The organism is Parashewanella spongiae (assembly GCF_004358345.1).
GTDB lineage: Bacteria > Pseudomonadota > Gammaproteobacteria > Enterobacterales > Shewanellaceae > Parashewanella > Parashewanella spongiae.
This window is the reverse complement of the sequence record NZ_CP037952.1, coordinates 4,397,289-4,410,060: the sequence shown is the minus strand read 5'-3', so window position 1 is coordinate 4,410,060 and position 12,772 is coordinate 4,397,289. Positions and strand designations below refer to the sequence as shown.

Here is a 12,772-nt window from a genome sequence, read left to right as displayed (position 1 = left end):
GGTTAACTGACCCTGACGTTATGTTAAACATAATGTCGAATTAGTTATCATCATTCATCACCCTTTGTTTGCCTTTTTGGCAACATTACAGATTCGAGTAGCGTAGTTGGTAGAAAGCTTACTGATTACGCCAAGTTTGTTCTGCTTTTTGGCGGAATAGCTTCCTCAAAGAGGCCGCTTGCAAGATGTCTTTGCCTACTCAATGAGTAGGCATTTTTTTTGTCTTTTTCTGCTTGTTTAAACTCAATATATAACGCCAGTGAGAAATACTCATCGGTCTCACTTCTCACAAGAAAGGGCTGTGATTATTAAAATTATTGCGCTGGACTCAGTTGTTCATTTTTTTTAGTTGTTTTTTCGCTCATATAGCAAACTTTGTTGTTTGAAAAAATAAACTATGAGTTTAATCACATATTTCTATACCGACGTGATGGCTGACAGTATAATTCCCCCCTATTCGGAATAGTTGTTTTAGCTATACCCGTTGTATTTGAAGATTAACGATTTCCGCGAAATTTAATTTTCATAAAATAAAAGCGCTTATTCGAGCAAAATGAGCCGCTAAAAATATCCTGAAAAAGTTATCTTCATGCATCAGGGAATCAAACACCTTTATGCACTCAGAAAAAGTAATAAAATAATTTATCAAGGAATTGCTGCAATGATTGAAAAGCTTTTTAAGCTTAAACAGCATCACACAACTATTAAAACTGAAATAGTAGCTGGAATAACAACCTTTTTAACGATGGCGTACATCATCTTTTTGAACCCAAATATTCTCGCTGATGCGGGAATGGATCACGGAGCAGTTTTCGTCGCCACTTGTATTGCAGCCGCCATAGGCTGTTTGATCATGGGATTATATGCAAATTACCCAATAGCATTGGCACCAGGAATGGGGTTAAATGCTTTTTTCACCTACACAGTGGTGGGAGAAATGGGCTACACATGGCAAACAGCATTAGCTGCGGTTTTCCTGTCAGGACTGTGCTTCTTATTCTTATCTCTTTTTAAAGTTCGAGAGTGGATTATTAACTCAATTCCGCTTGGACTTCGTTTAGGAATTACAGCGGGTATTGGGTTATTTCTTGCTTTAATAGGCTTAAAAAGTGCTGGAATTATTGTAGCGAGCCCTGCAACTTTAGTTACTTTAGGAGACATTGGCTCTTTTCCAGCCATTATGTCAGCTGTGGGTTTTTTCCTGATCATTGCTCTTGTACAGCGAGGCATGAACTCAGCCGTATTCATTAGTATTTTAACTGTAACTCTAGTAGGACTCGTGTTTGGTGAGGTTCAATATCAAGGCATAGTATCAATGCCACCAAGTATTATGCCTACTTTTATGCAGATGAATTTATCTGCAGTATTTGAAGTCAGTATGCTGTCTGTTGTGTTTGCATTTTTGTTTGTCGATTTATTCGACACGTCAGGGACGTTAATTGCTGTCTCTCAACGTGGTGGACTCCTTGATGATCAAGGGAAACTGCCTAGGCTTAATCGAGCACTAACGGCTGATAGTGTTGCAACGATAGCTGGCTCAGCACTCGGTACTTCTACGACAACGAGTTACATTGAAAGCACCGCGGGTGTCAGTGCTGGTGGTCGAACAGGGTTAACCGCTGTTGTTGTGGGAATATTGTTTTTACTGGCGGTCTTTTTTGCTCCTCTGGCAGGAATGGTACCGGCTTTCGCAACAGCTGGCGCTCTATTTTACGTCGCGATGTTGATGATGTCTGGGTTAACTCATGTTGAATGGGAAGATTTAACGGAAGCCGCACCTGTTGTTGTAGTTTGCGTATTGATGCCATTAAGTTTTTCAATTGCAACAGGTATTGCTTTAGGTTTTATTTCTTACGTACTGATAAAAATCGCATGCGGTCGTGCTAAAGACCTTAACTTAGGCGTAGTGGTAATTGCTGCATTGTTTTTGTTGAAATTTATTTATGCTTAATTGAACCTTGATTAACCGTGAGCTCAATGGCTGAACTGAGCTTACGATTAACCTAAATAATACCAATTACAGTAATTAATCTCTCACTCAGCAAGAGCTAAAGAGTTTCAGTACAAGGCACAAGCTCGAAGTACTATATTCCCTACGGCCGCCATACAAAGCTGACGTTCAACGCACTTAGTGCTTTTGTCAGGATAATTCAAGTGCTTGTAACACAGTAATGGAACCCTTTAGCCTTGCCCTTCGGGAGCTTGTATGTGCTTACTTTGGTTTATACAGAATACTTCTCAAAATTGTCTTGACGTAGCAATGTAATAACGACAGTTTTGTTTGTCGGTAACAACTATGCCTTCATCAATTTCGATTGCACTTTGAGCACATACATAGCTCTGAGTTGAGCACTTACTTACTGTAATTGGTATAAATTGTGCGTTTAACCGATTTGTTTAGGATTAATAACATGAAAAAATCTTCATTGTCCTTTTATCGTCAGCAGTGATGTTTCTCACTATCATAAGGCTATATTTTTCTTAATTAATTATGGTGTGCCGCATGTCCAGTGTTACAGTCAGAGCGTTGAATTCTGTATCATACGAACATGAAGATTATTTGGTTATCAAGAGTGACCAAGAAAAAGTGAGGGAGGCGATTCTATCTTGGTGCCGTTCTCTCGATACGGATTTTGTGATCGAAGCCATTAGAGATATATTCTCAACATTAAATTCGCCAGCGTTACGATTAGAGAAATTTGAAGCTTTAAAACAAATGGTTCCTGAGCATTATAAAAATAGGCTATTGCTCTCAGTCTCTTTTGATCATAAGTGCACCATGACTTTTAATGTTAATGATGAATTCTGTTGTTTGACACTGCCACAAAATGAATATGCTCAAAGCCTCGAACAACTCGTTAAAATTACAGTTCATCGAAAAGAGCTTGAAGAACTTAAATGTTGTTTTGAAACCGATTTACCTCGTTCTACTAGTGCATTTGGCTCAGACAAAAGTCATACTTATCGATTCGATGACGGAATTTCAGAAGAAACAAAAATTGACTTTGCTTTAGCATTTCTTGAGAAGATGGAAGGGATAGGTTTTGCTTATTATTTAGGTTACCAAGGCGTGTTTGGTGACATGCATAAATTGAAACTTGAATTATTTGATCCTTCTCACTCTAAAGAAATAGAGTCACATATTTTTGAATTTATAACTCCTTCATTGCTAAAAGTTATCATTGAATATAAAAGCAAAGTAAATGAAGCATTCTATGAAGAAAACCCTGAATTGACTTGTCAGTATATAGCATCAAAGTGGCGCGCTGTTTTTTTGATTCAAAATGGTATCTTATGTTGTGTTGATGCCGATGCCGATGTTTCAATTACACCAAATGCGTGAATGATTTACACAATAGATATCTGTATGTTCTTGAACTTCAATACCTCGCTTAAATTTAAGTTAATCGATTCAAATACCCTTTTTAGAGATTTTTTAAAAAAAATATTATTGCCCCTTGTATTTGTATGGGTTGTCCCAATATATGTGGGTAAGACGATATGACTTGTATTAACTTGGTGAAATCATCGTAAAAAATAATCGCGGTGAAGGCTTGAAAAGTCCTAGTTAATCCTCATATCTACAACATAGACAGAATATTGCAGACATTTTTTGGAGAACCCCATGGGTAAAATTATTGGTATCGATTTAGGCACGACAAACTCTTGTGTGGCTGTTCTTGATGGTGACAAAGCGCGAGTTTTAGAAAATGCTGAAGGCGATCGTACCACTCCTTCGATTATTGCCTATACCGAAGAAGAAACGTTAGTTGGTTCACCTGCAAAACGCCAAGCAGTTACTAATCCAACCAATACTTTCTTCGCAATTAAGCGTTTAATTGGTCGTCGTTTTAAGGATGACGAAGTTCAACGTGATGTAGACATCATGCCATTTAGCATCATTGGTGCTGACAATGGTGATGCGTGGGTTGAATCCCGTGGCAACAAAATGGCGCCACCACAAGTTTCGGCTGAAATCTTGAAAAAGATGAAAAAGACGGCTGAAGACTTTTTAGGTGAAGACGTAACAGAAGCCGTTATCACCGTTCCTGCATATTTTAACGATTCACAACGTCAAGCAACAAAAGATGCTGGCCGTATCGCAGGTCTTGAAGTTAAGCGCATTATCAACGAACCAACAGCAGCAGCGCTTGCCTACGGTATTGATAAAAAAGAAGGTGACAATGTTGTTGCAGTTTACGATTTAGGTGGTGGTACATTTGATATTTCTATCATTGAAATTGATAACCACGACGGTGACCAAACATTTGAAGTATTGGCAACCAACGGTGACACACACTTAGGTGGTGAAGATTTCGATAACCGTGTAATTAATTACCTAGCGGATGAGTTCAAAAAAGACCAAGGTTTGGATTTACGTAATGATCCTCTTGCGATGCAGCGCCTTAAAGAAGCGGCGGAAAAAGCAAAAATTGAACTTTCAAGCACAACGCAAACTGAAGTTAACCTGCCATACATCACTGCAGATGCAACAGGTCCTAAGCATTTAGTCGTTAAAATGACACGTGCTAAGTTAGAGTCTTTAGTTGAAGACTTAGTACAACGTTCTCTAGAGCCACTTAAAGTTGCACTGGCTGATGCTGATTTGTCAGTTTCAGACATCAACGAAGTGATTCTAGTTGGTGGTCAAACTCGTATGCCGAAAGTACAAGAAGCTGTCTCTGGCTTCTTCGGTAAAGAGCCACGTAAGGACGTTAACCCAGATGAAGCCGTTGCTACAGGTGCTGCGATTCAAGCGGGTGTTTTAGCTGGTGATGTAAAAGATGTACTACTACTAGATGTTACACCATTATCTCTAGGTATTGAGACAATGGGCAGCGTAATGACTAAGTTGATTGAGAAAAACACGACGATTCCAACTAAGGCTCAGCAAGTGTTCTCAACTGCAGAAGACAATCAAAGCGCAGTAACCATTCACGTACTTCAAGGTGAGCGTAAGCAAGCGAGTGGTAACAAGTCTCTAGGTCAATTTAATCTAGAAGGTATTGAGCCAGCGCCACGTGGAATGCCACAAGTTGAAGTTGCTTTCGATATCGATGCTGATGGTATCTTGCATGTATCAGCAACCGATAAGAAAACAGGCAAAGCACAAAATATCACCATTAAAGCCTCTTCTGGTCTAAGTGATGAAGAAGTTGAGCAAATGGTGAATGATGCTGAAGCTCATGCCGAAGAGGATGCAAAATTTGAAGAGCTAGTACAAGCACGTAACCAAGCTGATGGCATGGTTCATGCGACGAAGAAGCAAATCGAAGAAGCGGGTGAAGCATTACCAGTCGATGAGAAAGAAAAAATTGAAGCTGCAATGAAAGATGTTGAAGAAGCAAACAAAGGCAACAATAAAGAAGCCATTGAAAAGTCAACTCAAGCTTTGATGGAAGCCTCTGCTAAGCTAATGGAAATTGCTCAAGCAAACGCTCAAGCTGCTCAAGGTGGTGAAGCACAACCTGAACAAGCGAAAGATGCCGCGGCTGATGATGTTGTTGACGCCGAGTTTGAAGAAGTAAAAGACGACAAGAAATAATTTGTTAGTTACTTCCATTTACTAAATGTCAAACGGGCGTTCTGGGTAACCAGTGCGCCCGTTTATCTAATTAAAGTAAGCAGAGATTATGTCAAAGCGAGATTTTTACGAAGTACTTGGTGTCAGCCGTAACGCCAGCGAGAAAGAGATCAAAAAGGCCTACAAGCGATTAGCGATGAAGTATCATCCTGATCGTAACCCTGGGGATAAAGAAGCCGAAACTAAGTTTAAAGAACTGAAAGAAGCTTATGAAATCCTGACCGACGCCAATAAAAAAGCGGCTTATGATCAATATGGTCACGCAGGAGTTGATCCTAATCGTGGTGGTGGTCAAGGTGGAGCTGATTTTGGCGATATTTTTGGTGATGTGTTTGGTGACATTTTTGGTGGCGGCCGTCGTGGCGGCGGTCAACGTCAAGCGGCGCGAGGTTCTGACTTACGTTATAACTTAGATCTTTCTCTTGAAGAAGCAGTTAAAGGTTTAACCAAAGAGTTACGAGTGCCAGCTTTAGCCAGTTGTGATAGCTGTGATGGTAGTGGTGCTAAAAAAGGTACATCTGCATCATCTTGTGGTACATGTCATGGTGCTGGTCAAGTGCAAATGCGCCAAGGCTTCTTTGCTGTACAGCAAGCCTGTCCTACGTGTCATGGTCGCGGAAAAATCATTAAAGATCCATGTAAGAAATGTCATGGTGAAGGTCGATTTGAAAAAACCAAAACATTGTCCGTTAAAATTCCGGCAGGTGTGGATACGGGAGATCGTGTTCGACTTTCTGGAGAAGGTGAAGCTGGTGAGTTTGGCGCACCTCCTGGTGATTTATACGTTCAGGTTAACGTCCGTGATCACAACATCTTTGTTCGTGATGGCAATGACTTATTCTGTGAAGTTCCGATATCATTCAGTAAAGCCTCTTTAGGTGGCGAAATTGAAGTCCCAACTTTAGATGGTAAAGTAAACTTAAAAATTCCATCTGAAACACAAACTGGACGCATGTTCCGCTTACGTGGTAAAGGTGTTAAGTCAGTGCGCAGTCACGGTGTTGGTGATTTACTTTGTAAGGTCGTGATGGAAACTCCGGTTAACCTGAGTGAAAAACAAAAAGAATTACTGCGTGAGTTTGAAGAAACTTTAGGTGGTGATGAAAAAGCCAAGAAGAAACACAGCCCTAAAGCTGAAGGTTTTTTTGATGGAGTGAAAAAATTCTTCCAAGATTTGAATAGCTAAGCGCGTTCATTTATTTAAATAACCTGAGGTTTGCTTACGTTGATCTCAGGCTAAATATCTCGACTAGTTCAGGGTATTTTTTTGTCATCACTTGTCTTATACCAATTACAGTAATTAAATGCTCAACTCAGAGCTATGTATGAGAACAAAGTACAAACGAAATTGATGAAAACATAGTTAGTCTACGTTGAGATAATTTTGTGAAGTAATTTTTGCGCATACAAGCTCCCGAAGGGCAAGGCTAAAGGTTTCCATTACTGCGTTGCACGTTCTTGAATTATCCCGACAAAAGCACTAAGTGCGTTGAACGCCAGTTTTGTATGGCGGCCGTAGGGAATATAGTACTTCGAACATGCGCCTTGTACTGAAAACCTTTATCTCTTGCTGAGTGAGAGATTAATTACTGTAATTGGTATTGTGTTTTATCTCAGTTTTACCTTGCAACCTTAAAATGAATAATCTTATTTTTACTAGAAGCTTATAAAACCGTACTTGGTTAAGTGTTAAATAAGAAAGTTCAAACCATCTTACCATTAGATTTGAAGAGGCTGATAAGCTAAATAGAAGTTGAAGCGCAGCATGGCCATAATAATATTGACGATCAAATTCAATCAACATTCCAGCGTTTAAGTCAAAGCCGAGTTGATAAAAAGTGTTCAACTCGATAGTTGAAAGTGTTCTGGCGTTTACCAAGGTTAATTGAATGCCTTTTTCAGTTAACTGGCGTTTGAGTACAATATTGTTGCAAATCGGACAATCGCCATCAAAGTAAAGCTTAATTTGAGAGTGATGATTTAGATCCATTTTTGTCCAGATTCCTTTTGTGTGTGGAGCAATTATCTATCAACTATGGTAGACTTGTCCGCTTAATTTTCATTAATTAGTGACGAGTACGAAATATTATGTCTGATACATTCAGCACAATTGAACAACGCGCCAGCTATGGCATTGGTTTACAAATGGGTCAGCAGTTAGCTTCTCAACCATTCGATGGTTTAGACATTTCAGCTGTTCAAGCTGGTTTAGCAGCTGCCTTCAACCGTGAAGCAAGTGCTGTTTCAAACAAAGACTTGGAAGAAGCGTTTAACGTTATCAACCAACGTATGCAAAAAGCACAAGAAGAGCAAGCTGAAGCGGCTCAAGCTGAAGGCGTTAACTTCTTAGCTGAAAATGCTAAACGTGATGAAGTAACCGTTACTGAATCAGGATTACAGTATGAAGTATTGACGCAAGGCGAAGATGGCGACAAGCCAACTGTAGATTCTACAGTTCGTACTCACTACCACGGTACGTTCATCAATGGCGAAGTATTTGACAGCTCAGTTGCTCGTGATCAACCTGCTGAATTCCCTGTATCAGGCGTAATCGCTGGTTGGACAGAAGCGCTACAACTCATGACACCAGGTACTAAATTGAAATTGTTTGTACCTTCACAACTTGCTTACGGTGAGCAAGGTGCTGGCGGCTCAATTCCTCCACATTGCACTCTAATCTTTGAAGTAGAGTTATTAGCCATTTTATAATGTGTTAATACTACTAAAAGCGAAAAAGCCAATATTTTTATATTGGTTTTTTTTGTAGCTTATTCGTTTGTACCAAACTCGGAAATGCAGCGTTTTCATCTACGTGAAAATAATGATCAGATTTCTTATCAACAGGTATAGAGTAAAAGAATACAGCTTTTGAGTATGAGGCTAAACGCTCAAATATAGCGCTTGGGCTTGAATCGAAAGCAACGAGAGAATCGTAGTATTGCCCATTGTCTATTGCCAATCCCATTTTTTCAAAGAAAACACGAGCCAATTTGTAGGGCAAGGTCAATGTTGTGATTATTGTAATCGAATGACCTAGAGCTTGAACTTGTAATAATGTTTCTAAGGCTACAGGATCATAGAATATTGAAAAATCACTGTGTATATCGTCCTCTACAAATTTAAATTTACGTGAGAATTTCCCTTGCAATGTTACATCTAGCAATGTCTTGTTTATATCGATAGCTAACGTTAATTGGGCTCCAACTTTCTTTTTATTTTGCTTGATTGCTCCAAACCATTTGATTTGAGAAAAGTCACTGACTGTGTTTGGTTTTGCTGTTGGGGGGGGGTGTGTTCTATTTTCCAATAAGATCCAAAAGACAGTTTATCTTTAAGTGCTTCGTAGGTAGATGATAATACGTTTTTATTTGCAACCGTTGGCTGACTATGAATAGCCAGTGTTTCAGTCGAACTGTCTTGTTTTTCGAGCCAATCTTGAAACTCAGCTTCTTTGAGTGGTTTATTTTCTCCAGCAATTAAATAATGTCGATAAAGGATGAAAAATGGCTTGAATACTGTTCTCAGGCAAGGAGAGATAAACTCACAGTTATTGAAAAGTACCAATTCAAACCCTCGGCTGAGAAAGGAAGATAATTCTCTGAGCAAGTTAGTATTAATGTAAAGGGGGTTTTCGGGTTCATCTTTATGGAGATATTTTAAAGTGTATATATTCTCTGGCTTTTCATTGAAGAAGAGGATATCACGAGTGGTAATGATAAGTTTTAATCTTGGCTGCTGCGGTAAAATAGTAGCGGAAGCTTGAGTAAACCAAGTCAAAATATTTTCAGGGTATAGTTTTTTTAATCTTTGTGGTTGATTGGTTATTGGGGGCAGAAAACTTGGTATCAAAGGTAAGGAGTCTGTATTGTTTGCCTGTATAAAATGGGTGTTCATAGGTTTGTTTTCGGCTAAATCGTCAATCAATAGAGCTTTACGATTCCAGTTACACCGATTTATGTAAGTACGTTTTGAAATAATACCGTCTTTATTTATTCTATTGCGGTTGTGGTAGTCATCTTGAGCTAACAAGATATTATGCTCTAGAAAAAGACGATAAATGAGCGTGAATTTATATTTTCCACGGGTAACAACGACAATGTTATGGCCAAGGTTTTGTACTTCAGCGACTTGTCGCAAGGCGTTGACATCTATATATAAAGCTTCACCTGTACCGTCCCAATCGAACAGTTCATTCATTCTCCCCAATTCTTGTACATTATGAAAAAGTGTTTTATCCAAATCGAGCAAAAGGGTTAACTTTGGGTTGGTTTCACTGACTGGTTTTCTTACTCTTTCTAGCCAAATTTGTGGTGATCTAGGTACAGGGTCTTTAGCGGCTGTAGTGATAATCTTAATAAAGTACTTTTGAATGGCTCGCTGTTGGGAAGATCTATCTCCGCTTTTGAAAAATCGAGCCCAAGACGAGGTCGCAAAGTGAGGATATAACACATCTATACATCCACTTTTTATATGAACGTTATAGCGAGCAGACAGAAAAAATGTTTGGGTCAATAAAGTTAATTGTGTTCGTTCTTCTTTTCGATCTGACTGAATATCATAAATGAGATGTTCAACTCTAGTGTTCTCTTGTGAAGAGATTCTTACTCCAGATCCAATATTTATCATTAAATTACAACCAACTTTGATTTATTATGATAATTTTTACATTGATTTATTTTTGTACCAATTAAATTTTATTCATCAACCATAAGAAGTTGTAAGCATTTCATCGAGACGTTATAAAAGTATACATATGAAATAAGAATCGTTAATGTGGCTCTAAAGTAAATAAGTTGAATGTCAGAACACTTTCGTTTTAGGAAGGAAATACATGAAAGAGTTAGTGCGAGTTGCCGTTGTGGGAACAACTGGGCGGATGGGTCGTGTGTTAGTTGAGGCAACTAAACATAGTAATGTGACTAAGTTGGGCGCAGCAATCGAAAGAACTGGCTCTACGTTAATCGGTGCAGATGCGGGGGAACTCGCGGGTGTCGGAACTCTACATGTTATGATCAGTGACTCACTTGATACCGCGATGAACGATTTTGATGTGTTAATCGATTTTACGTCTCCTGAGTCAAGCTTAAATCATGTTCGGTGGTGCGCAGCTAATAATAAAGCGATTGTTATTGGCACTACGGGTTTCAGCGATGAGCAGAAAGTGTTGATTCAGCAAGCGGCAGCAACAACAAAAATCGTACTCGCGCCTAATATGGCAATAGGTGTCAACTTGATGTGGAAGTTACTTGAAACCGCTGCAGAAGTGATGGGGCATTACGCTGATATTGAAATTATTGAAACTCACCATCGTCATAAAAAGGATGCACCTTCCGGTACAGCATTGAAAATGGGTGAAGTTATCGCAGATACACTAGGGCGTGACTTAAACGAATGCGCAGTCTATGGGCGCGAAGGCAATACTGGAGAACGAGATCACCAAACCATTGGCTTTGCAACCGTTCGGGCTGGTGATGTTATTGGGGATCACACCGCACTGTTTGCTGATATTGGTGAGCGATTAGAAATAACTCACAAATCCTCAAGTCGAATGACATATGCTAACGGTGCGCTGCGAGCGGCAAGTTGGTTAGTTGAACAACCTGCAGGCTTGTACGACATGCAACAAGTACTGGGATTAAAGTAAGCCGGTGCTTAAGGGAAAGCAAGCTAGTGATGACAGCTTGCTTTCTAGTAGCCTTACAACTGACAGAAATATCCTTGTTGTTTCAAGATCTCACAGGCTTTATTTGCAATGATCTCATGGGTTGCTGTTGTTGGATGAACACTGTCCCAAAAAGCATATTCTTGCTGGTTTTCACATATCTCGCCATTAGACTCTGCCATCTCATTGATTGCAGCAATACTTGGATTATTCTCGGCAAGGGTAGAGTCATCTAACCCTGGAGCTGGGATTGTTGAACAAGGACGATCTAGGTATTTCAACCCATAATCGACTGAATTAGTTAAAATGTCTTTAAATATACGATTGGCATCGACATAAACAATATTTACCCCTTTTTGGGAATATCTCACTTTTAATTCCATAAACTTTAATAGCAAATTTAGATTATGGATATTGATCAGGCGTGTTGTTTCTGAGGCATCATTGCTCTTGTTGCCTGCTAAGTAGCGAGGTGTTTGTGCGATATCAGGCATGTTCAACCAAGCGACATGTTTTGCACCGTGGGCAATAGCCTCTTCGATGACTTCAGCTTGTGCTTGAACAACGCGAGCCGGATCTTGGTACAGGTTTAGATAATCATTCCCCCCAAAAAACAAAATCGCCATGTCGTTCGCTCGGTAATCACCATATTTATAGTTAAAACCTTTTGCAATAAGCTTAAGGCAGGGGGGGATAAGGCTGCCGTTGATCATATTCATCGCCACCGTTTTTAAATCTCCAGTGATATCACGGATCCCTAACGCTTTATCTCCTACACACAAAGACCACCCGCCAGCGTGAGATACGTTAAGGTAACGGCTGTTGTCGGAAGTTGGAATACCCATTTTAGGTGCAAGGTATTCAGGCCACATTGGACCATTACTCCAGCGACCTCTATCGTAATGAATCGCAGGAGCTACGGGTACAGCACCACTTATTTCAAGTATGTTTGCTGCAGCGCTTAAAACGCCACGTTCAACGGTTTTACAAGGTACATATTTCCAATCACAAAACCACTGATATCCCCAAATTCGTTCAGATAACCAAGCCCTGACCCATGGTTGCATGTGATCAATGCCCTTAGCTCCAGTTTGTCCATTTAAGGTTTTAAGCAAATACCATGTTGAATTATCACCGCCGTCATCGGATAAACTGTCACCAAGCACAATGAGACGGTCGATTTTTGTTTCGGATGCAATACTTGATATAGACGTAAATACAAAAGTAAAACTGAGTACTACTGTGGCGATACGTTGTGAGATCGACATAATTTATGCCCCTATGTTTTTTGTTTATTTATAACTCTATGGCGACCACGTTATCAGCATTTTTAACACTTCTTTAATAACTTATTAGTATTTCAACTCCTCTTTTTATCCAAAATTAGAGCATTAATTCTTAACTTTTGAGTCTCATGGTGTTGAAAAAAATGGTATTTCACGCAGCGTTCTTAATGTTCATAAATGTAAATTAAATTTAATACTTGTTTATTTGTGTGACGCATGTCGATAAAAAGTAATATTTAA

General features: G+C 39.4%; 10 protein-coding genes. 6 read left to right on the top strand and 4 right to left on the bottom strand.

Annotation, left to right across the window (positions count from 1 at the left end; all coding sequences use genetic code 11):
* Positions 1-661 precede the first annotated feature (661 nt).
* The 4 genes from E2I05_RS17555 to dnaJ all read left to right on the top strand — a co-directional run bounded on the left by E2I05_RS17555 (position 662) and on the right by dnaJ (position 6,770).
* Positions 662-1,951 (top strand): NCS2 family permease, encoded by a 1,290-nt coding sequence (locus E2I05_RS17555; protein ID WP_121852498.1) that lies wholly within the window; start codon positions 662-664, stop codon positions 1,949-1,951.
* 684 nt (positions 1,952-2,635) lie between these two features.
* Positions 2,636-3,343 (top strand): hypothetical protein, encoded by a 708-nt coding sequence (locus tag E2I05_RS17550; RefSeq protein ID WP_133309776.1) that lies wholly within the window; start codon positions 2,636-2,638, stop codon positions 3,341-3,343.
* Between the two features lie 282 nt (positions 3,344-3,625).
* A complete protein-coding gene (gene dnaK, locus E2I05_RS17545) occupies positions 3,626-5,545 on the top strand; it encodes a molecular chaperone DnaK (RefSeq protein WP_121852464.1) in 1,920 nt (639 codons plus the stop codon).
* Positions 5,546-5,633: 88 nt separating this feature from the next.
* Positions 5,634-6,770, top strand: coding sequence for a molecular chaperone DnaJ (gene dnaJ / locus E2I05_RS17540; RefSeq protein WP_121852465.1), 1,137 nt, complete (start codon positions 5,634-5,636; stop codon positions 6,768-6,770).
* 396 nt (positions 6,771-7,166) lie between these two features.
* On the opposite strand, the gene E2I05_RS17535 is transcribed toward dnaJ, so the two are convergent.
* Complete coding sequence (locus E2I05_RS17535) at positions 7,167-7,574, bottom strand: thiol-disulfide oxidoreductase DCC family protein (RefSeq protein ID WP_121852466.1); 408 nt, start codon at positions 7,572-7,574, stop codon at positions 7,167-7,169.
* 98 nt (positions 7,575-7,672) lie between these two features.
* Here E2I05_RS17535 and bamJ point away from each other — a divergent pair, with 98 nt between their 5' ends.
* Positions 7,673-8,293 (top strand): BamJ family beta-barrel-assembly machinery protein, encoded by a 621-nt coding sequence (gene bamJ / locus E2I05_RS17530; RefSeq protein ID WP_121852467.1) that lies wholly within the window; start codon positions 7,673-7,675, stop codon positions 8,291-8,293.
* 37 nt (positions 8,294-8,330) lie between these two features.
* Here bamJ and E2I05_RS17525 read toward each other — a convergent pair whose 3' ends face one another.
* Together E2I05_RS17525 and E2I05_RS17520 are read right to left on the bottom strand one after the other, a co-directional pair.
* On the bottom strand, positions 8,331-8,732 hold the full coding sequence (locus tag E2I05_RS17525) for a hypothetical protein (protein WP_145964479.1): 402 nt from the start codon (positions 8,730-8,732) through the stop codon (positions 8,331-8,333).
* A 41-nt stretch (positions 8,733-8,773) separates the two neighbouring features.
* Positions 8,774-10,210 carry a hypothetical protein gene (locus E2I05_RS17520; protein ID WP_133309774.1) on the bottom strand — a complete coding sequence of 479 codons (1,437 nt, stop codon included), beginning with the start codon at positions 10,208-10,210 and terminating at the stop codon, positions 8,774-8,776.
* Positions 10,211-10,415: 205 nt separating this feature from the next.
* Between E2I05_RS17520 and dapB the strand changes: the two genes are divergently transcribed.
* Positions 10,416-11,228, top strand: coding sequence for a 4-hydroxy-tetrahydrodipicolinate reductase (gene dapB, locus E2I05_RS17515; protein WP_121852469.1), 813 nt, complete (start codon positions 10,416-10,418; stop codon positions 11,226-11,228).
* A gap of 53 nt (positions 11,229-11,281) precedes the next feature.
* On the opposite strand, the gene E2I05_RS17510 is transcribed toward dapB, so the two are convergent.
* Complete coding sequence (locus E2I05_RS17510; RefSeq protein WP_121852470.1) at positions 11,282-12,514, bottom strand: SGNH/GDSL hydrolase family protein; 1,233 nt, start codon at positions 12,512-12,514, stop codon at positions 11,282-11,284.
* Positions 12,515-12,772 lie beyond the last annotated feature (258 nt).